Genomic DNA, 19,694 nt, shown 5'->3' with positions numbered 1-19,694 from the left:
GGCGAAGCGCGCGGGGCGTGCCTGCGCGCCCAGGTCAATATTTCGGCAGTCCGGGCGGGTTGGTCTGCGAGCGCGGCAGGGCTTCCTCGGTGAGCTGCCAGCGTTCAAGCGATTTTTGGAAGAGCCCCTGATCCATCAGGGCGTTGGTGGCGATCGTCAGCGCTTGCGCCAGTCCCGATCCCTTGCGGGTCGCGATGGCGACGTCGGATTTCAGGGGCCAGCCGGCGCTGAGCGTCCCCGCGCGCTCGATATTGCCGTCCCGTGCGGCGATGAACACGAGCTGGGCGTTGGGGCGGACCACCACGTCGGCGCGCCCCGTCTGGAGCGCCAGGAGACCGGCCGCCTCGTCGTCGTAATATTGCAGCTCGATCGGCTTCAGCCCGGCCTCGACGTCGAGCCGGCTCCATTCGAGAAGAATGCGCTCCTGGTTCGTGCCGGCGCCCACGATGATGCGAAGGCCCGCCGCGTCCTTGGGCTCGGCGATCGGGCCGATGCCGGAGCCTTTCTTGACGAAGAAGCCGTGCAGCCCCTTGCGATAGGTGGAGAAGTCGAACTTCTCCTTGCGCTGTTCGGTGACGCCGACATTCGAGATCACGGCGTCGTATTTGCCCGACGCCAGACCCAGCGGCCAGTCGGCCCAGGCGACAGGCACGAGATCGAGCTGGAGCCCGAGCGCCTCGGCAACGAGCGAGGCATAGTCGGGGTCGGCGCCGACGACGGTGGCCGCATCCGTCGCATAGGTGCCGAGCGGCGGTCCGCCGGGCGTGATCGCGACGGTTAAATGACCGGGGTTCACGAAGCGCGCGTCCTTGGGCAGGGCCGCGATCGCGGCAGGAACGGGCTCGGCATGGACGCGCCCCGCCTGCTCGGGCGAGAGGTCGAAACCCTCGACCGCCCAAGCCGGGGCGGCCAGCAGCGCGGCGAGAAAGAACCCGCCGGCGGCGCGGCGTGCAAGGCTTGCAAGAGACATCGAGGGGAAGCTCCAGTTTGAGACCGAGTGGAAGGCCGCGCCGGCGCGAAAACCGGCGCGGGGGCGCGGGCTCAGCTCTTCGGCAAGCCGGCAGGGTTGGTGCGCGAGTGTTCGATCGCTTCGGACGACAGGTTCCAGCGCGCCAGGACCTTGGCGTAGTTGCCGTTCTCGATCTGCGCATTGATCGCGGCGGTGATCGCCTCCGCCAGACCTGCGCCCTTCCGGGTGGCGACGGCGATTTCGGCCGTCTCGGGCCAGCCGCCGGAGAAGTTGCCCACGAGCCGGGTCTTGCCGTCGCGCGCCGACAGATAGGCGGAGGTGGAGTTCGGCCCAAGATAGGCGTCGATCCGGCCCGACTGAAGCGCGAGCTGGCGCACGGCATCGTCATCGAAATAGACCACTTCGGTCGGCTTCAGGCCCTTCGCTTCGTTGGCCTTGACCCAGCCGAGAAGGATCTGTTCCTGGTTCGTGCCGGACGACACGGCGACCTTCAGCCCGGCGACATCCTCGGGCTTCTCGATTTTCTGGATCTTGCTGTCCAGCGGCACGTAGAAGCCGAGAAGGTCGTTGCGATAGGTCGAGAAGTCGAACTTCTCCTTGCGCGCTTCCGTCACCGTCACGTTGCTGATCACGGCGTCGTATTTGCCGGAGGTGAGGCCGAGCGGCCAGTCGGCCCAGGCGACGCCCTCGATGGCGAGCTTGAGGCCCAGACTGTCGGCGACGAGCTGCGCCAGATCGGGCTCGCCGCCGACGGGCGTCTTGGTGTCGCTGGCATAGACCGAGAAGGGCAACTGGCCGGGGCTGGTCGCGACGGAGAGCGTGCCCGGGGTGACGAGCTTGAGGTCTTTCGGCAGGAGCGCGATCGCGGCGGGAACGGGCTCGGCCCGGATGCGGCCCGGCTGCGCGGGGTCGAGATCGACCGCCACGGGCTGAGCCAAGGCGGCGGTGGCGAGCCCGAGCGAGGCGGCGAGAACGAGCGCCGAAAGGGCGCGCGGAAGCAATGAAGGCACAGCGTGTCTCCTTGGGTTGAGCGGTGGGAGGGGAAAGGGCGGGAGTTGGCGGCGGGGCGGTAGGCCCCCCGGCCGCCACCGGGCGTTCACAGCACCTTGGCGAGGAAGTCTCGGGTGCGGGGATGCTGGGGCGCGCCGAGGACCTGAGCCGGCGGGCCGACTTCGAGCACTTCGCCGCCATCCATGAAGACCACGCGGTCGGCGACCTCACGGGCAAAGCCGATCTCGTGCGTCACGATCACGAGCGTCGTGCCGGAGCGGGCGAGTTCGCGGATGACGGCCAGCACTTCGCCGACGAGTTCGGGGTCGAGCGCCGAGGTCGGCTCGTCGAACAGGAGAACCTTGGGCCGCAAGGCGAGCGCACGGGCGATGGCGACACGCTGCTGCTGGCCGCCCGAAAGCTGGCGGGGATAGGCGTCGGCCTTGGCACCGAGCCCGACACGGGCCAGAAGCTCGCGGCCGAGGGCCTCGGCCTCGGCGCGGGGGAGGCCCTGCGCCGCCATCGGTGCCTCGATGACGTTTTCGAGCGCGGTGAGATGGGGGAAGAGATTGAAGCCCTGAAACACCATGCCGACATCGACGCGGCGCTTCAGCACCTCCTTTTCCGGCAGTTCGTAAAGCGTGTCGCCGTCGCGGCGGTAGCCGATCAGCGAGCCGTCCAGCGTCACGATCCCGTCGTCCAGCCGCTCCAGATGGTTGATCGTGCGCAGGAGCGTGGACTTGCCCGAGCCCGATTGGCCGAGAATGACGGTCACGCTGCCCGGCTCCATGCGAAGCGACACGTCCTTCAGAACCGCGACCTCGCCGAAGCTCTTGCGCGCGTGGCGGATTTCGATTTCCCCGCCGACATCGCTTCGGCTCGTCCACCGAGCGGGAACGGCACCGCTCTCGGCGGAAGCGGGGGTGCCAGCGCGCGTCGGCCAGAGCCGGCTCAGGATCGAAGGCGGCGGGTTGCGAAGGGCGCCCTTGGCATAGTGCCGCTCCACCACGCGCTGGATGAGCGACAGCGCGGTCAGGATGATGAAGTACCAGACCGTCGCCACCATCAGGAGCGGGATCACCTCCAGGTTGCGGCGATAGATCACCTGCACCGTGTAGAAGAGTTCCGGCAGGGCGATGATGTAGACCTGCGAGGTGCCCTTCGCCAGACCGATGATCTGGTTGAACGCCCCCGGCAGGATGGAGCGCATGGCCTGCGGCAGGACGATGCGCCGGGCCTGATGCCCGCGCGGCAGGCCGAGGGCGGCGGCGGCCTCCGTCTGGCCCTGGTCGACCGAGAGAATGCCCCCGCGAATGACTTCGGCGGAATAGGCGCCCTGATTCAGCGTCAGCCCGATCACCGCCGCCGCGAAGGGCGTGATGAGCTGCGTCGTGGACCAGGAGGCGAAGGTGATGTCGGTATAGGGCACGCCGAGGCGCAGCGTCTCGTAGAGATAGCCGAGATTGTTGAGAAGCAGCAGCAGCACGATCAGCGGGATCGAGCGGAACACCCAGACATAGGCGAAGGAGACGGCCGAGATCGCCGGCGAGCCCGAGACGCGGGCGAGCGCCAGAAGCGTGCCGAGCCCGAAGCCCAACAGCGTGCCGATGAGGGTGAGAAGAAACGTGCGGCCAAGGCCGACCAGAACCGGCTCGGCGAAGAACCATTGCGCGAACACGTCCCAACCCCAGCGCGGATTGGTGAGCGTGGACTGGAGCACGGCGGCGACGAGAAGAAGGGCGGCGAGCGTGCCGACCGCGCGCAGCGGGTGGCGCGCGGGCACGATGCGAAAGCGCGTCGGGGCCTCTGCGCGCCCGCCCTTGGCGGAACGGCCAAGCGCCGCGTCGAAGGAAGCGGAGAGGCTCATCGGGCAAGCCCTCCGAGGTCCCGAGAGGGAGCGGCTTGCGCCAAAGCGGCAAGACCGGCGGCAGCGCTCGGCCGAAGAACCTTCTCGAACGGCAGGCGCTGATAGGTCTCGGGATTGGCCTTCGTGTCGAACAGGGCGCCGTAGCCGAGCGACAGATAGAGCTGCACGGCTTCTGGCTGGCGGAAGCCGGTGGTGAGATAGATGCGGCCGTAGCCCTGGGCGGCGGCGAGGCGTTCCAGCTCGGCGAGAACGCGGGCTGCCAGCCCCTGGCGGCGCAGGTCGGGCCGCGTCCACATGCGCTTCACCTCGGCGGTCCCGGCGTCGTAGCGCTTGAACGCGCCGCCGGCGATCGTCTCGCCCCCGCGCAGCACGAGGATGAAATTGCCGTGGGGCGGAACGAAGAGTTCGGCCGGGTAGCGGTTCAATTCCGCTCGCGCGCCTTCCGCGTCGAAATAGGTGCCGTAGCGGCTGTCATATTCGCGAATCAGATCCTCGATCAGCGGCGCGGCGCGCGGGTCGAGCGGCGTGGTCTGGACGATGCGGTCAGCCATGCGGGGTCTCCGGGGATACGAGAAAGGTTTCGGCCAGCGCCGCCCAATAGGTCGCGGCGGGCTCGATCAAGGCGTCGTTGAAGTCGTAGCGGGGGCTGTGGAGCGGGGCGCTGTCGCCATTGCCAACGAAGAAATAGCTGCCCGGCCGCTCCTGCAGCAGGAAGGCGAAATCCTCGCTGGCCGTGCGCGGGGCGAAGTCCGGCTCCACGCCCGCCTCGCCGAAGAGGTCGAGCGCGACACTGCGGGCGAGATCGGTTTCGCGCCGGTGGTTCACGACGCTCGGAAAGCCCTCCTTCCATTCGATATCGGCCAGCGCCCCGAAGCTTTCGGCCTGAAGCGTCGCCACCGTCTTCACGCGCTTTTCGAGAAGCTGCCGGATCTCGGGACGGAAGGCGCGGGTCGTCAGCGTCAGGTCCACCCTGTCGGGAATGACATTGGCCGCCGAGCCGCCGTGGATGGAGCCGACCGTGACGATGGCGAGATCCAGCGGCGCGGCGTTGCGCGAGACGATGGTCTGGAGGCCGGTGACGATATGGGCGGCCGCCACCACGGGATCGACGGCCGAATGCGGCTCGGCGCCATGCCCGCCCCGGCCCGCCACGCGGATGCGCGCCCAGTCCACCGAGGCCATGGCCGGCCCGGCCACGAAACCGAAACGCCCTGCGGAAACGCCCGGCCAATTGTGCAGGCCGAAGACCGCATCGCAGGGGAAGCGGTCGAACAGGCCGTCGGCGATCAACCGGCGCGCGCCCTGGCCGATTTCCTCGGCCGGCTGGAAGATGAGATGCAGCGTGCCGGAAAAGCCGCCCTCCACCGCCAGATAGCGCGCGGCGGCGAGAAGGATCGCCGTGTGCCCGTCATGCCCGCAGGCATGCATGGCCCCGGCCGTCCGGCTGGCATGGGGCAGGCCGGTTTCCTCGGCGATGGGCAGCGCGTCCATGTCGGCGCGCAGTCCCAGCGCGCGCGGCCCGTTGCCCCGGCGCAGCGTGCCGACGACGCCCGTGCCACCGAGCCCCCGCGTCACCTCGTAGCCCCAGCTTTCCAGAAGCGAGGCGACGATCCGGGACGTTCGTTCCTCGGCAAAGGCGAGTTCGGGATGCTGGTGGAGATCGCGGCGCAGCACCACGAATTCCCCCGCATGGCGCGCGATCGATCGCCGCGCTGCCTCGCCTCCTGGGCGCGAGCCGCTCATGCCGAGGCCCGCGACGCCGTCGGCGCATCGGCGGCGGCATGACGGCTCGGCTTGAAGGGCAGGCCGAGATTGCCGCGCAGCGTCGTTTCCGGCAGGGCGCGGTCATAGACGCCGCGCGCTTCCAGAACCGGGATCACATGGCGATCGAAATCGTCGAGCCCCTCCGCCGACACCGGGAAGCCGACGATGAAGCCATCGGCCGCGCCGGCCTCGATCCAGTGGATGATCGTCTCGGCGACCTCCTCTCCCGAGCCGAGGAAATTCGGCCGGGGTGTCGCGGCAGACAAAGCGGCCTCGCGCAGCGTCTGCCCCTTTTCGCGGGCATCGCGCTTGATCCGGTCCGTGGTGGAGCGAAAGCTGTTGGCGCCGAGATCGCCGAGGTCGGGGAAAGCGGCGTCCGGGTCGTATTGCGTGAAATCGTGATGGTCGAAGAAGCGGCCGAGATAGGCGAGCGCGTCCTCCAGCGAGACGAGATCGCGGATGATCTCGTATTTGCGCTCCGCCTCCTCGCGCGTCGCGCCGACGATCGGATGAATGCCCGGCAGCACCTTTACGTCGGCCGAGGCGCGCCCATGCGCTACGGCGCTGGCGCGCACCTGGGCGCGGAAGGCGCGGGTTTCCTCCAGCGAGGGCGAATGGGTGAACACGGCGTCGGCATATTTGCCGGCGAGGCTGACGCCGTCCTCGGAGGAGCCCGCCTGGAAGATGACCGTCTGGCCCTGCGCCGAGCGCTGGATGTTCAGCGGCCCCTCGACCTGGAAGAAGCGACCCTTGTGATCCAGCCGGTGCAGCTTGTCGCGATCGAAGAAGCGGCCGCTCTCGCGATCCCGCTTGAACGCGTCGTCGTCCCAGGAATCCCAGAGCCCCTGCGTCACCTCCAGATATTCGTCGGCGATCTGGTAGCGCAGCGCGTGCTCGGGATGGGGGCGGCCGTAATTGCGGCCCGACCCTTCGAGCGGCGTCGTCACCACGTTCCAGCCCGCGCGCCCGCCGGAGATGAGGTCCAGCGAGGCGAATTGCCGGGCCACCGTGAACGGGTCGCTATAGGAGGTCGAGACCGTTCCCGCGAGGCCGATGCGCGTCGTCGCCGTCGCCAGCGCCGACAGGATGGTGAGCGGTTCGAACCGGTTGAGAAAATGCGGGATGGATTTCTCGTTGATATAGAGCCCGTCGGCCACGAAGACGAAGGCAAAGCCCGCCGCCTCGGCGCGCCGGGTCTGCTCGACATAGAAGGGCAGGTTCACGCTGGCGTCCGCCGGACCGGCCGGATGACGCCAGGAGTTCATGTTGCCGCCCGCTCCGTGCAGCATGAGACCGAGGGTGATGCGCGTGTGCGTCATGAGGAAGAACCTTCCGTTCGCAGGCTGAAGCGGAGTCCGCGCTTCAGGGCGGAGAGGTTCGGCGGGCGGAGGGCCATCGAGATCGCCGGAACCTGATCAGTACATTATTTTCATGTATTGATCGGCGACAACGAATGGAGATCTCATTCGCGCTCGAGGATGGGGATCATTTTACCTCGTTCCGCCGCCTCGTCGCCAAACGGGTCCGGGCGGCGCCACCATGGTCGCGAAGAGGGCAGGGAATCGGCAAAGAGGGCCCCGAGGCCGTCGGCGTCGATATCGTCCAGTTCGACGAGCCGACGTTCAACGTCTTCTTCGACGAGGCGAACGACTGGGGGATGGCAGCCCTCGAACGGGCGGCCGAAGGGCTCAAGGCCGAGACCTCCGTCCACATCTGCTACAGCTACGGCATCAAGGCCAACACCGACTGGAAGAAGACCCTCGGCGCGGAATGGCGGCACTACGAGAAGGCCTTCCCCAACCTCCGCAAGTCCGGGATCGACATTGTCTCACTCGAATGCCGGAACTCGCGCGTGCCGATGGACCTGATCGAGCTCATCCAGGGCAAGAAGGTGATGGTGGGCGCGATCGACGTGGCGACCGACGCGATCGAAACGCCGGAAGAGGTCGCCGATACCCTGCGCACGGCGCTCCGGTTCGTGGACGCGGACAAGCTCATCCCCGCGACGAACTGCGGGATGGCGCCGCTGTCGCGCGACATGGCCCGGGGCAAGCTGGCGGCCCTGGGCGCGGGTGCCGCCATCATCCGCAAGGACCCCGCGCCCCAGGGCGAACGGGGCGTTCCCAAGCGCCTGCTCTCGACCCGCCAGTCCGAAACGAACCGGAGAGAGCGACCTGTCCGAGTGGGAAAACCCTATGTCCGCTCCCGGGTTGAGAGCTGAAAGGCGTGGAACGACGAGCAAGGGTCGATAGCGGATGGGTCGCTTGCCGGTGTCCGTCTTCCCAGGCCTGAAGGCCCCGGCTGCCTGGAAAGGCGGTTGTGGGCTTTCAGCCAGCCTTTTGGATAAAGCCGCCCGCTGCCGGTTCGGCGCGAGCCGGCTTCGAAGCGAGATCGGAAAGAAGCGGACCTCGCCGCTAGACTGACCCTTCATTCAAGGCGCGCCTCAGTCATCGCCCTCCGGCCCTTCAGCGCCCAACGGTTCCGACGCCCCGCGCTGGACGGCCTTGCCCTGACCCCGCTCGACCGTTTGCCGCGCTGCCGCCAATTCGGCGGGTGTGACGGTCCGGCGTTCCGACGGCTCCGGTCCGAGGCACAGTTCCGCCAGCAGCGGCAGATGGTCCGATCCGAACTCCGGCAACACCTCGAGCCTCGCCAGCGTCCAGCGCGGTCCCGGCAGCACGTGGTCGAGCGGCCACTTCAGGAGCGTCCGGTTCGCGTTCCAGGTCACGAACAGACCTCGCCCCACGCGCGGGTCGCGAAAGCCGCCGATATGCTGAAGGCGCGCGGCGATCTCCTCCCAGGGGACGCTGTTCATGTCGCCCATCACGACGTGAGGCAGGGTGTCGTCGTGGGCCTCCAGCGCGACCGCCATCATCTGCCCGTCTCGCTCAGCCGTGCTCTGCCCGACCTGCGGCGGGCGGGGGTGGATGGCGTAGAGCCTCGCCTTGTCGCCGGAGGGCAGCGTCGCCGTCGCGAAGGCCGACGGGTTCCGGGAGTTCGTGAGGTACCGAACCTCCACATCTTCCAGCGGGAGGCGCGAGAACAGGTGGATGCCGTAATAGTTGTCCTGCGTCTCGGCGACGCCGTGCGGCATCGTGTCGGACAGCGGCGCCAGTTCCGCCTCCCACCACGCATTGGTCTCCTGGAACCAGGCGATGTCGGGATCGACGCGCCGGACCATCTCTAAGAGGCGACGGTCCTGGTGGTTGCCCATCTGCACGTTCACCGAGAGGACGCGCAGGCGACGGTCGGCCGGACACCGGCCCGCCTCGACCTCGGGCGTGGGCCAGGGGGCGACCATCGGGGCGAGATAGGGTCCGAGCAGCACCGCGTTCCAGGCGATCGCGACGAGCGAGCACGCGGCTGCCAGCCACGTCGTTCCTGTCCGGCCGGGCGCGACGAGGACCGCCACGAGAAGGGCCAGCATGACGATGGCGACCTGGAGGCGGGGGTAGTCGAGAAAGCGGATCCACCATGTGTCGGTGGGAACGAGGGGTATCGCGGTCGCGGCCAGCCCGAGAACGGAGACCGCGAGAAGGGCGATGCGGACCATGCGCCAGACGATCCGAGACATCAGGCCGCGTCCGCGCGGAGGACGAGCGCCTCCTCGGGTAAGGCCGACGGCCCGACATCGGGGACCCCGAGGAGGCCCGACCAACTCTCCAGAACCATGCGCCGCTCCTCGTCACCTACAAAAAAGGCGGCGCCCGATTGGACGCCGCCGATCGCGAAACCTCCGGAGAGGATCAGTCGCGGTTCTCGTAGGTGAACGCCGGAGCGTTGGTCAGCTCCTCCTTCGAGGTATTCACCATCGCACGCAGCTCGCCGTTCTGGTCGGCGAGGACGATGCTGGAGGGGTCCAGCAGCACGTAGCGGTCGCCGATGCCGAGGAAGCCGCCGACGCTGACGACGACGCCGCTGATCGTCTTGCCGTCCTTGATCACCAGATCCTCGATCTCGCCGATGTCCTCGTTCTGGTTGTTGTAGACGTCGAGGTCCTCGAGGCGCGAGGCCATGATGTCGGCCTCGGACAGCGTCACGTACTTAAGAGCAACGGTCGCCGAGGTGCCCATCATCATGCCGCCCGTGTTGTCCATGGCCGTGCCGGGCGCCGGCGCGGTTGCGGTCATTGGCGCCGTGGTGGCTGCCGGCGCGGCAGGCGTCGCGGTTTGCGCCATGGCGGACGAAGCAACGAACAGTGCGGTGGCGGCAGTCAGGAAGGCGATCTTCATGAGGAATTCCAGATGTTGGCCAAGACGCGATTGGCTCGGCTTCGCCCAGTCAAACACTCCTGCGACGATTTGGTTCACAGCTAAACACCAGAGGGCCGACTCACGCCTCCAGCCGTCGTGCTGGAACTCGCGAGGATGAACCACTGATCCGACCCCATTCGGAAGGCCGCGAGGCTCGCTCCGAGCGGGCCTGCTTTCCTGGCCTACTCGCCTCTCACCGGCTGCGCAGGGGCCGCACGATCCGATCGCCCGGCTCGCGAGGAATCGTGCGGTAAGATGCGGAAGCTGGGGCATTCGAGTTGGCTGTCCGTCACGCCTCCAGTGCGTGCTGGACAAGGACCGTGTCGATATACTGGACGAACCGGACGATCCGCTCATCGCGGACCGTCCCGGCATGGAGGAAGGGCGCGCGGATGCTCTCGTTCTCCGCTTTGTACGTTCCGCTATAGTGCCCGAGCGCGATCAACTCGTCGCCTTCGGTGACGAGGACGAAAGCGTGCTCGCGCCGCACCCGATCGCGCTGGGCGTTCGTCGAGAGCGTCCTCGCCTGGTGTCCGAGCACGGCAAGCTGACGCAGCGTATCCGTCCGGTCCGAGGTTTCCAATCGCAGAAGACGGCGCACAACGCCATTCGAGGGTTCGAGGGCTCGAGGGGCGGGGGTTCGAGACGCGGCGGATGTTCCGGACAGGTCAGTTCCGCTCGATGGTGGACAGCCTCGCAAGCACATCGGACGCACGCTTCATCGCACGGCTCTTCGAGATGTTCGTCGCCCGTGACGTGAACGGCACGGGATCATTGCGATCCGAGCGACTGTTTGCAACGAAGCCTCCGAACCCGTGGACGATGCCCTTGATGCCGAGCGGGAGCGATCGGAGGCATGATGATCGGGTATGAGGGCAACCGTCAGCCTCTGCGTTTGGCAGGGACTAAGCCGGCATCCCGTTCACTCTTCGACGTTCTGGGTGGTGGCGCTCTGCGCATTGGCTCTTCTCGAGTCCATGGGCGCGGTTTGAAAGTGCAGGAGGTCCTGCGCCTGCCATTGCTCCTCGAAATTCGCGATGGAACGCGCGCTTCGTTCGGGATCGATGACGGCGAGTTCGGCGCTGATCCCCTCGACGAGGCAGAGGCCCGGCACGACGGTGGCGAAAAAGGACGCGCTTTCCGCCGGAACCACGAGCAGATGGTCCGAGACCGAAGTCAGTTGCTCGACCGCCGCATCCGTGATGACGCAGACCCTGGCGCCTCGCGCCTTGGCGTCATGGGCGGCCCGGATCGCTGAATTGTACAGGCGCCAGAACGTCGCTACGACGACGATGTCGTTCGGCCCGATATCGCCGAGCGAGTTGGCGATCGCGACCCCGTCCTCGGCCAGTTCGCAGCGATAGCCGATCAACGTCGCATGGTGGGCGAGAATGCGCGCGATGGAGGCGAAGCTCCCCGAGCCGATCACCAGACGTCGTTCGGCTTTGGCGATGCCTTCGGCGACGAGGCGCACGACCTGCCTGTCGGCGCTGCGTCGAAGATCGGCGACCTGCTGGAGATGCCGGTTCACCGTGTCGTCGAAGGGCTGGCCTGTGCCGGCCTCGGCCCGGTGCACGGCGTTCAGCTCGGGCGCCGACAGAGTTCCCAGATAGCGCGCGCGGATTTCCTGGCGCCATTGCGGCCAGCCTGAAAACCCGACGCTTTGCGCCGTGCGCGTGACAGTGGCGACATTGACACCGGCGACGCCCGCAATCTCTGAAGCGGAGGCGTAGGAAGCAAGGTTCGGGTCGCGCACCAAGGCTTGAACCACGTCATGGCCGGCACGGGACAGGTCTCCGGCGGTCTCCAACCGGCGCAACCAGTCCTCGACGCCACCCGTCGCCTGCTTTGCAATAAATTTTGCAGGTTGCATTTCAAAAAAACTCGTTGCAACAATCTTTGCGTGACGGCGATGTGACGACGCGCCCATCATGCATCCAACCCGATCTTAGACGCGCGGAAGGGCCCCCGCCAGCGATCGCACCCTCATGCCTTGCCTTCTTGACCCTTCCTTGCTTTGAAAGGACATCCGCATGCATGCAACGGCCGCACGGCTCGAACGGCTCCCTGTCGGGAAATTTCAATACAAGCTGCTTCTGATGGGCGGCCTCGGCTACATGTTCGAGGCCTGGGACGCGGGCATCATCGCGTTCCTGCTTCCCGCCTTGCGCGTGCAGTGGGAACTGACCAGCCTCCAGGTCGGCTATCTCGCCAGCAGCACCTATGTGGGCTTTCTGGTCGGCGCCTTGATCGCGGGCGGTGTCGGCGACCGCTATGGGCGCAAGAACGTGATGCTCTGGGCGCTCGTCCTGTTCTGCATGTCCAATTTCGCGGGTGCTCTCGTCAACGACTGGCATCAGTTCTTCGCGCTGCGCGTCGTCGGCGGCATCGGCATGGGCGCGGAAGCGGCGATCATTGCCCCCTTCCTGTCGGAATTCGTCGGCGCCCGGTATCGCGGCCGTTTCACGGCCTCGCTCGCGGCCTTCTTCTCCTTCGGGTTCGTGATCTCGGCTGTCGTGGGCTACGTCCTCGTTCCCATGTCCGTGGACGGTTGGCGCTATGCGCTTGTGGTCACCGGTCTGCCGGTCGTCGTGGTGCTCTGGTGGCGCCGCAGCCTGACCGAATCGCCGCGCTGGCTGGAATCGCGCGGACGCCACGCAGAGGCCGACGCCATCGTCTCGGCGATCGAGGCGGACTACCGGGCGCGCGGCATCGCGCTGCCGGAGCCCGAGCCCATGCGCGCCGCGCCAAGCGTCTCGACGGCTTCGCTCATCGACAATTTCAAGGCGCTTCTGTCGCCTCGCTTCCGGCGCATCACCATCATGACCTGGCTGCTCTGGATTTCGGTGACCTTCAGCATCTACGCCTTCATGACGTGGATTCCGAGCCTCCTCGTGGAGCGCGGCATGACGATGACGCGAAGCTTCTCCTTCTCGATCCTGATCTTCGCGGCGCAGATCCCCGGCTACTTCTCCGCCGCCTGGGCCTGCGAGAAGATCGGACGGCCGTACACGATCGTCACCTATATGGCGCTCGCGGCCGTGGCGGCGCTTGGTCTCGCCTTCGCGCAGAGCGACACGCAGGTGATCCTGCTGGCCATGGTTCTGTCCTTCTTCATCAACGGCGTGGCCGCTGGTGAATACGCCTATACGCCGGAGGTCTTCCCGACACGCATCCGCGCGACGGGCGTCGGCACCGCCTCGGCGATCGGGCGCATCGGAGGCATCGCAGCACCGATCCTGGTGGGCGCCGTTTATCCGATCGGCGGTTTCGCGGGGGTCTTCGGCATGACCACGGGCATCCTGCTCGTCGGCGGGCTTTCCGTCCTGCTGCTCGGCATTCCGACCAAGAACCGCTCGCTGGAAGACATCGAGGCGGAAGAGTTCGCCGGATCGAGCTCGCAGAACGGGAACGGCGCCTTCGCCGTCTCCGGTGACCAGATCAGGCATTGAGCAGCACGGCCGGGGAGGGGCATCGGCTCTTCCCTGGCTGCTTCAGTCGAGGACAGTTCCATGAACGACTTCGTTGACCTCACCCGCTCGCTCGGCGAGCCCCGACAACCCGGTCCTTTCTTCGCGCAACTGGATGCGGTCCTGAAGAAGAGGGTCGGCTACATCCTTCTGACGCTTCTGGTCGTGGATGGCGCGGAGGTCGTGCGCCTCTACACGAGCGACCCTGCCAGCTATCCCGTCTCGGGTCGCAAGCCGATGACGGACACGCCTTGGGGCGATCACGTCATCAAACAGGGCCGCAGTTTCCTGGCGCGGGATCGCGAAGGACTTCGCTGGGCCTTCTACGATCATGCCACGATCGAGGCTCTGGGCGGCGGCTCGCAGATCAATGTCCCGATCGTCTACGACGGGCGCTGCATCGGCACGGTGAACCTGACCCACCGCGAACATGTCTACGGCCCCGAGCATCTGGCGGCCGTGGAGGAACTCGCCCCTCTTCTCATTCCCGCTTTCCTTCAGGCCGCTGCGCTTCGCTGACGCCTGCGCCACCCGCATTTTCGAGAGTTTTCCGCATGACCCTGACCCTCCTCAAGAACGCCCGGATCGTCGATGGCTCGCAGGACAGACCGAGCGATCCCGTCGACATCCTCATCGAGGGCGAGACGATCCGCGACGTCGGTCCCGGCATTCGCTCGGCGGCCGAGACCACGATCGACCTCTCCGGCCTCACCGTTCTGCCGGGTCTGATCGACTGCCACGTCCATGTGATCGCGACCAAGCTCGACCTCGGGGCGAATGCCGACCTACCCAATTCGCTCGTCGCCCTTCGCGCGGCACGGATCATGCGGGGCATGCTGCTGCGCGGCTTCACCACGGTCCGCGATCTGGGCGGCGCCGACCATGGCCTCGTCGAAGCGCTCGAGGAAGGCAGCATCGAAGGTCCGCGCCTGGTGATCTGCGGCAAGGCCCTCTCCCAGACCGGTGGTCACACGGACTATCGGGGTCGCCACAACCGCCGCACCGTCGAGCATTATCCCGATCGCCTGGGAGCGCTCGGCCGCATCTGCGACGGCGTGGACGAGGTTCGCCGTGCCTGCCGCGAGGAGATCATGGGGGGCGCGCAGTTCATCAAGCTGATGGCCAATGGCGGTGTCTCGTCCCCGACCGATCCGATCGCCAATCTCGGCTTCTCGCGCGAGGAAGTGTCGGCAGCCGTCGAGGAAGCGCGCAACGCGCAGACCTACGTCTCAGCCCACCTCTACACCGATGAAGCGATCCGCCGCGCGCTGGAATGCGGGGTGATCTCGATCGAGCACGGCAATCTGATCCGCCCGGACACCGCCGCCCTGGCGCGCGAGAAGGGAGCTTTCGTGGTGCCCACCAATATCGTCTATGATCGTCTGGCCAAGGATGGTGCGGCGCTCGGCCTCCCTTCCGCCTCGGTCGCCAAGATCGAAGACGTGCGCAGCGCGGGCCTCGAAGCCTTGTCCATCCTCCACGAGGCCGGCGTCACGATGGTCTACGGCACCGACCTTCTGGGCGAGATGCACGAGCACCAATCGGAGGAGTTCGTCATCCGGGGCGAACGCCTACCCGCGATGAATGTCATTCGCTCCGCGACGTCGGACGCGGCGAAGGCGATCGGACTGGAAGGTCGCGTCGGCACGATCGCGCCGGGTGCCTTCGCGGACATCATCGCGGTCAACGGCAACCCGCTGGACGACTTGGCCTTGCTGACAGGGCAAGGACGCAACATGCCGCTCATCATGAAGGGAGGAATCTCGGTCAAGCGAGTAGAGCAGCATTTCCGGTAACACCGAACGACCGCCTTCAGGCAAGCCGACGGCAAGCAGCCTCGACAGGAGCGGGGCGTGTCGAAGGCGACGGGCGGGATCGGCTCGCCGTCTACGATGCAATGGCCACCGGTCGCGACCCATGCGCGCCGCCGTTCACCTGCGACCGGGCCGTCCGGCTTGCCCAGCGTTCCCCAGGTCAGAGTAAGATCCAGCGCGCCTGCGCTGGGCCAATGTCGTCACGGAGGCGCCCGGACCACGCACGCCGTTCGAGCAGAGCGACAGCGATCGAAAGCTTCGGGCGCGGAACGCGCAAGGCAGGACGGGATCAGCGAGCACGCGGATGCCTGTCCGCCAAATCCTCGGCGTGGACACGGGCACCCGGCACAACATACCGAGCGCCCCGTCCACGCCGATCCGGGATTTGCGTCAGTGCGCCATCATCTCGCTGACGATCTGCGCAGGCTTCAGCGCGGAGGGGTAGTAGGTCGGCCAGTTCGTCACCTCCTTCAGAAGGGCGGCGCGATCGTTGCCCCAGTAGAGGTGGTAGTGGTCGGCCTTGGCCGGGGCGATGCCATGGTCGCTGAACTGGATGAACTGCGGGGCATCGGCGTCGCCCCCCGTCTTCTCGAAGATGAAGCGCACGCCCCGGTTGCCCTTCTTGTAGGTCAGCGTCTCGCGGCCGTCATAGGCGTAAGTTCCCTTCGTCGGCTTGCCGTCCTTGTAGAAGGTGACGACCTCGCCCTCGATGGTGATCCGCTCGACATCGGTGCGGTAGCCGGTCTCGTACTCGGCCTTGTACCCGGCCGCATCCATCGTGCCCTTCTCGGCCTTGTGCTGCCAGACCGGATCGAGCGTGCCGTCCCGAAGATAGGGGTAGACCGACTGCCAGTCGCCTGCGTAGTCCGACAGCGGCCGATCCTGGATCTGGCTGTCCTCGAAATAGCCGGCATAGATCTTCGGGTCGCCATGGGAATGGGCATGGCCCGCATGATCGTGGCCGTCGCCCTCGTGGACGACGCCGCTGCCGCCGACGACGGCGATATTATAGGGCGCGCCCTCGACGGCGATCGTGCCCGCCTCCTTCAGCGTGTCCTTGGCGATGCGGCGGACCACACCCGCCCTGGGATCGCTCATGACGACCTCGTCGCCCGCCATGGCGATGCGCGGGCGCGGATCGTTCCAGTGTCCGTCCATCGAGTAGGGCTCGGTGACGCGGGCGCTCTTGGCGATCCTGCCGTCGAGGACGTCGATCTGGTGCAGCGTGCCGTCCTCGGTCAGCACGTAGCCGAAGCGGGCATTGGCGGGATCGAGCGCGAAGTCGATGCGCCGGAAGGGCAGTTCGATGGGGCGAAAATGGGGCTCGTCGACGGGATCGACGACGACGAGCCCCTTGGCGCCGTAATTGCCGAGGAACACCTGCATCGCCTTCGAGCCGAGCAGCGTTCCGGTGCTTTCGCCTGCGGGCAGGTCGGCGGGATAGGGCAGCATCTTGAAGCTCGGCCCGTCCGTCCCGGCGGTGACCGTCAGGACGCCTTCCTTGCAGCCCGTCGCGAGATAGGCGCCGGAAAAGGCCTCGCCGTGGATGCCGGTGCAGGTCTGCACCTCGCCGACGGGCGTCCCGTCCTCTTTCACCTGCTGGAGACCGAGGCGCTTGGGCGCAGCACCGCCTTCGACGGGCGCGTCGGACGCGACGCTCGTCACCCAGGCGTCGCCGATCGGCGCGACATAGCCGTGATGGGCCCGCGCCTGGGGAAGCCGGGTCGCCTCGACCTTGCCTTCGCCGAGCGCATGCGCGTCGACGATCTCGGCATAGCCCCCGCGATCGAAGTTGATGACGACCTTGCCGTCGTGGTCGATCAGGTGGAACGGGCGCGGTCCGGTGAGCGCCCTGTCCACGGCGGCCGGGTCGGCGATCGAGATGTCCGAATGATCGCCGTGCGAGTGCAGGCTGATGCCGCTGCGGATGAAGTCGACCTTGTCATTGTCGGACTGGACCGCCACGACGGCCGAGCCGTCGTCGATGCCGAACAGCTTGGCTTGTCCGGTCGTCTCGAACGACCAGCGCTTGGCCGGATCGCCGAGGTCGAAGGCCGTGACCTTCGGAGCGTCGTGATCGCCGACGAAGACGCGGTAGAGCGTGACGTCCTCGTGGCCCTGTTCGGCGTCCTGCGCCAGGGCGTGGGCCGCCAGGACGAGCGATAGGCCTGTCGCGCAGGCAAGGGGTCGCAGCATCGTCTTCTCCATTGGAAACGGGATCGGGAAAGGGGAGTCGGGGAAAGGGGAGGGTTGGACCTCAGTCGGAGGCGAGGGCCTTTGCGATGGTCCGCGCGTTGGCGCGCATCATCTCGGCATAGGTCGGCGCGGGACCGTCCGCGGCCGAAAGGGCGTCCGAGTAGAGCGTGCCGCCGAGCTCAAGGCCCGCATCCGACGCGATCCGCTCGATCAGCCTGGTATTCGAGATGTTCTCGGCGAAGACCGCCACGGCGCGCTTCTCGCGGATGTCGCGGATCAGGGCGGCGACATTGGCGGCGGACGCTTCGGACCCCGTCGAGATGCCCTGCGGCGACAGGAAGGTGACGCCGTAATCGCGCTCGAAGTAGCGAAAGGCGTTGTGGCCGACGACGCCGGTTCTCCGGTCCTCCGGCACGGCGGCGAGGGCCGCCTTGATCTCGGCGTCGAGACCGGACAGCTCTTCGCCGTAAGCTTTCGCATTTGCCTCATAGACGGGGCAATGGGACCGGTCCGCGTCGCAGAAGGCTTTGGCGATGTTGCGGACATAGACCTTGGCGTTGGCGATGGACTGCCAGGCGTGCGGATCGTTCGGGGTCGCGTGGAAGACCGCCTTGCCACCGTTGAAATGGTAGTGGCCGCCATTGGGATCGGTCAGGATGTCGGCGCCCTCGCTGAGTTCCACCAGCGGCGCGCTCGCGCCGCTCGCCGCGACGAGGCGCGGCAGGAACCCCTCGAAGGAGAGCCCGTTGGCGAGAATGACGTCGGCCCGGGCGAGCGCCTTCGCGTCGACCGGGCGCGGCTCGTAGACATGCGCGTCGGCGTCCGAGCCGACGAGCGTCGTCAGCGCAATGTGCTCGCCGCCCACCTCTCGGGCGAGATCCCCGATGATCGAGAAGCTGGCGACGACGCGCAGCGGTTCGGCTTCAGCCGTCGCCGGCAAGACGCTGGAGAGGAGCAGTGGCGCGAGGCCGAGGCTCGTCTTCACCGTCCTGCCGAGAAAGCCGCACGAGACGGCGATGAATAGCTTGCGCATGGAAGCTCCACGAAAGACCGTGGCAAGGGCTGTAATGTTATATTATTACGATGACAACCCCGGCTTGATCGCCAGACGCGATTCCGTCGCGCCGGATCGCGCAGGCCGGATGCGCCCGTGCGATGCCGATCGGACGTTCCTGTCCGGAAAGTCAGGGATTGCGCGTGATCGACGCCAGTGGGCCGACAGGGGATGAGCCGCTTCAGGCCGTCTGCTTCTCGGGCGCGGAACGGCGCGCTTGGGTGGAATGCTGTCAGTCTCCTTTTGGAGCATCAGGTTGGATTGCCGATATTCAAAAATTGGGCAAGGCCGCGCCCTGCATTTGCGTGCAGGGGCTCGACCTACCCCATCAGGATCAGCGCGGCGCTCACCACGACGAGAGCGGCCATGATGAGGTTGACGATGCGGGCACTGTTGCCGCCCACCATCAGCCGCTGAAGCGCCTTTCCCGCCAGAACCCAGGCGCTGTTGCAGATCACAGCGGCCACCGCGAAGGTCAGGATCATGATGAGCGCGCGCCTCACAGGATCCGAAGACACCCCGGAATATGCGGCGCTCGCTGCGACCGCCATCATCCAGGCTTTCGGATTGACCCATTGGAACATCGCCGCTTGGAAGAGACTCAAGGGACGCGCCGCTTCTACAGCCGGTTCCGAGGTCAATGCCTTAGTTAGAGGCGTGAGCGCTACGCGAGCGAGCTGCCATGCAAGCCACAGGAGCCAGATTGCACCCACGAACCGCAGCGCCACGAGGATGTGGGGAAATTGCTCCAGGATCGCGCCGAAGCCGAGGACGACGGCACCCATCATGAAAGAGAAGCCGAGCGCGATACCCAGCATGTGCTGAAACGTTCCCCGCCAACCGAAGGCGGCGCCGGACGCCATGACCATGAAGTTGTTCGGCCCNGGCGTGATCGATGTGACGAANGCGAAGTTCGCCANGGCCAANAGGATTCCAGAATGCTCCACGGGATGTCCTCTCCATGAGAAAGGCATTCCCTATATCGCTCGACGCAACCCGCATGTACGCCGTATTATGCAGACTCTCGCTGCACAGATGCAGGTATCATGGTGCGCCGGATTGAATGGGATGACTTGCGCTTCTTGCTGGCGGCGAGCCGAGCCCGCTCCATCACCNAGTTGGCGCGCGAGCAAATGGTCGATGCGACGACTGTCAGCAGACGTTTGAAATCCTTGGAAGCCGCATTGAACGTCTCCCTGTTCGCCCGCGCTCGGGGACGGCTCGAACTGACGGAACAGGCGAGGCACCTCATCGCGCATGCAGAACGGATGGAGGAAGCCGAACTCGGCTTTCGGATGGAAGCACATAAGCTGCAG

17 protein-coding genes and 1 pseudogene are annotated in these 19,694 nt (G+C 66.6%); 5 read left to right on the top strand and 13 right to left on the bottom strand.

The genetic code is table 11. The annotated features are described in order from the left end of the window. Nucleotides 1-34: 34 nt before the first annotated feature. The 6 genes from B146_RS0115250 to B146_RS0115220 form a co-directional block, all read right to left on the bottom strand. Nucleotides 35-970, bottom strand: coding sequence for an ABC transporter substrate-binding protein (locus tag B146_RS0115250; protein WP_019997322.1), 936 nt, complete (start codon nt 968-970; stop codon nt 35-37). Between the two features lie 71 nt (nt 971-1,041). Then, nucleotides 1,042-1,971, bottom strand: a complete 930-nt coding sequence (locus tag B146_RS0115245) for an ABC transporter substrate-binding protein (protein ID WP_019997321.1) — start codon at nt 1,969-1,971, stop codon at nt 1,042-1,044. Between the two features lie 95 nt (nt 1,972-2,066). After that, the gene (locus B146_RS30100; protein WP_019997320.1) at nt 2,067-3,827 is read right to left on the bottom strand and encodes an amino acid ABC transporter permease/ATP-binding protein; all 1,761 of its coding nucleotides are present in this window, start codon (nt 3,825-3,827) and stop codon (nt 2,067-2,069) included. Further along, a complete protein-coding gene (locus tag B146_RS0115230; RefSeq protein ID WP_019997319.1) occupies nt 3,824-4,378 on the bottom strand; it encodes a GNAT family N-acetyltransferase in 555 nt (184 codons plus the stop codon). Before B146_RS0115230 ends, B146_RS30100 begins: the two co-directional genes overlap by 4 nt. Further along, complete coding sequence (locus B146_RS0115225) at nt 4,371-5,570, bottom strand: M20 aminoacylase family protein (protein WP_019997318.1); 1,200 nt, start codon at nt 5,568-5,570, stop codon at nt 4,371-4,373. Before B146_RS0115225 ends, B146_RS0115230 begins: the two co-directional genes overlap by 8 nt. Continuing rightward, nucleotides 5,567-6,910, bottom strand: a complete 1,344-nt coding sequence (locus tag B146_RS0115220; RefSeq protein ID WP_019997317.1) for an LLM class flavin-dependent oxidoreductase — start codon at nt 6,908-6,910, stop codon at nt 5,567-5,569. The genes B146_RS0115225 and B146_RS0115220 overlap by 4 nt, the downstream gene beginning before the upstream one ends. A 260-nt stretch (nt 6,911-7,170) precedes the next feature. On the opposite strand from B146_RS0115220, the pseudogene B146_RS26275 reads away from it, so the two are divergent. Continuing rightward, nucleotides 7,171-7,686 (top strand): annotated as a pseudogene (locus B146_RS26275) (methionine synthase); the annotation flags it as partial. A 348-nt stretch (nt 7,687-8,034) separates the two neighbouring features. On the opposite strand, the gene B146_RS27870 reads toward B146_RS26275, so the two are convergent. The 4 genes from B146_RS27870 to B146_RS26260 all read right to left on the bottom strand — a co-directional run bounded on the left by B146_RS27870 (nt 8,035) and on the right by B146_RS26260 (nt 11,777). Beyond that, nucleotides 8,035-9,165, bottom strand: coding sequence for an endonuclease/exonuclease/phosphatase family protein (locus B146_RS27870; RefSeq protein ID WP_019997315.1), 1,131 nt, complete (start codon nt 9,163-9,165; stop codon nt 8,035-8,037). A gap of 172 nt (nt 9,166-9,337) precedes the next feature. After that, a complete protein-coding gene (locus tag B146_RS0115200) occupies nt 9,338-9,823 on the bottom strand; it encodes a PRC-barrel domain-containing protein (RefSeq protein WP_019997313.1) in 486 nt (161 codons plus the stop codon). A 310-nt stretch (nt 9,824-10,133) separates the two neighbouring features. Further along, on the bottom strand, nt 10,134-10,445 hold the full coding sequence (locus tag B146_RS29570) for a nuclear transport factor 2 family protein (protein WP_192843344.1): 312 nt from the start codon (nt 10,443-10,445) through the stop codon (nt 10,134-10,136). 321 nt (nt 10,446-10,766) lie between these two features. Next, nucleotides 10,767-11,777: a MurR/RpiR family transcriptional regulator gene (locus B146_RS26260; protein ID WP_244498233.1), complete on the bottom strand. Its 1,011-nt coding sequence runs from the start codon at nt 11,775-11,777 to the stop codon at nt 10,767-10,769. 100 nt (nt 11,778-11,877) lie between these two features. Here B146_RS26260 and B146_RS0115180 point away from each other — a divergent pair, with 100 nt between their 5' ends. Genes B146_RS0115180 through B146_RS0115170 form a run of 3 tightly spaced genes read left to right on the top strand, consistent with a single transcriptional unit; the run spans nt 11,878 to nt 15,110 of the window. Continuing rightward, on the top strand, nt 11,878-13,296 hold the full coding sequence (locus tag B146_RS0115180) for an MFS transporter (RefSeq protein ID WP_019997309.1): 1,419 nt from the start codon (nt 11,878-11,880) through the stop codon (nt 13,294-13,296). Nucleotides 13,297-13,356: 60 nt separating this feature from the next. Beyond that, nucleotides 13,357-13,833 (top strand): GAF domain-containing protein, encoded by a 477-nt coding sequence (locus B146_RS0115175; protein ID WP_019997308.1) that lies wholly within the window; start codon nt 13,357-13,359, stop codon nt 13,831-13,833. A 35-nt stretch (nt 13,834-13,868) separates the two neighbouring features. After that, entirely contained in the window at nt 13,869-15,110 is a 1,242-nt protein-coding gene (locus tag B146_RS0115170) for a metal-dependent hydrolase family protein (protein WP_019997307.1), read from the top strand. Nucleotides 15,111-15,518: 408 nt separating this feature from the next. Here B146_RS0115170 and B146_RS30185 read toward each other — a convergent pair whose 3' ends face one another. From B146_RS30185 to B146_RS0115155, 3 genes are all read right to left on the bottom strand, one after another. After that, the gene (locus B146_RS30185) at nt 15,519-16,193 is read right to left on the bottom strand and encodes a ZinT family metal-binding protein (protein WP_407638563.1); all 675 of its coding nucleotides are present in this window, start codon (nt 16,191-16,193) and stop codon (nt 15,519-15,521) included. A 1,192-nt stretch (nt 16,194-17,385) separates the two neighbouring features. Next, nucleotides 17,386-18,357: a zinc ABC transporter substrate-binding protein AztC gene (gene aztC, locus B146_RS0115160; RefSeq protein ID WP_019997305.1), complete on the bottom strand. Its 972-nt coding sequence runs from the start codon at nt 18,355-18,357 to the stop codon at nt 17,386-17,388. Between the two features lie 341 nt (nt 18,358-18,698). Further along, a complete protein-coding gene (locus tag B146_RS0115155; protein ID WP_051091579.1) occupies nt 18,699-19,352 on the bottom strand; it encodes a LysE family translocator in 654 nt (217 codons plus the stop codon). Between the two features lie 72 nt (nt 19,353-19,424). Between B146_RS0115155 and B146_RS26255 the strand changes: the two genes are divergently transcribed. Further along, the coding region (locus tag B146_RS26255) for a helix-turn-helix domain-containing protein (protein ID WP_040408651.1) at nt 19,425-19,694 on the top strand (270 nt) is incomplete at its 3' end.

This window comes from Aureimonas ureilytica DSM 18598 = NBRC 106430 (assembly GCF_000382705.1).
Taxonomy (GTDB): domain Bacteria; phylum Pseudomonadota; class Alphaproteobacteria; order Rhizobiales; family Rhizobiaceae; genus Aureimonas; species Aureimonas ureilytica.
This window is presented reverse-complemented; position numbering and strand designations above follow the sequence as displayed.

Excerpts from the sequence above, each read along its gene's own strand:
- B146_RS30100 (WP_019997320.1), bottom strand. The coding sequence starts at position 3,827 with ATGAGCCTCTCCGCTTCCTTCGACGCGGCGCTTGGCCGTTCCGCCAAG.
- B146_RS0115180 (WP_019997309.1), top strand. The coding sequence starts at position 11,878 with ATGCATGCAACGGCCGCACGGCTCGAACGGCTCCCTGTCGGGAAATTT.
- B146_RS26260 (WP_244498233.1), bottom strand. The coding sequence starts at position 11,777 with ATGATGGGCGCGTCGTCACATCGCCGTCACGCAAAGATTGTTGCAACG.
- B146_RS0115200 (WP_019997313.1), bottom strand. The coding sequence starts at position 9,823 with ATGAAGATCGCCTTCCTGACTGCCGCCACCGCACTGTTCGTTGCTTCG.
- B146_RS0115170 (WP_019997307.1), top strand. The coding sequence starts at position 13,869 with ATGACCCTGACCCTCCTCAAGAACGCCCGGATCGTCGATGGCTCGCAG.
- B146_RS0115225 (WP_019997318.1), bottom strand. The coding sequence starts at position 5,570 with ATGAGCGGCTCGCGCCCAGGAGGCGAGGCAGCGCGGCGATCGATCGCG.
- B146_RS0115175 (WP_019997308.1), top strand. The coding sequence starts at position 13,357 with ATGAACGACTTCGTTGACCTCACCCGCTCGCTCGGCGAGCCCCGACAA.
- B146_RS0115250 (WP_019997322.1), bottom strand. The coding sequence starts at position 970 with ATGTCTCTTGCAAGCCTTGCACGCCGCGCCGCCGGCGGGTTCTTTCTC.
- aztC (WP_019997305.1), bottom strand. The coding sequence starts at position 18,357 with ATGCGCAAGCTATTCATCGCCGTCTCGTGCGGCTTTCTCGGCAGGACG.
- B146_RS0115230 (WP_019997319.1), bottom strand. The coding sequence starts at position 4,378 with ATGGCTGACCGCATCGTCCAGACCACGCCGCTCGACCCGCGCGCCGCG.
- B146_RS0115220 (WP_019997317.1), bottom strand. The coding sequence starts at position 6,910 with ATGACGCACACGCGCATCACCCTCGGTCTCATGCTGCACGGAGCGGGC.
- B146_RS27870 (WP_019997315.1), bottom strand. The coding sequence starts at position 9,165 with ATGTCTCGGATCGTCTGGCGCATGGTCCGCATCGCCCTTCTCGCGGTC.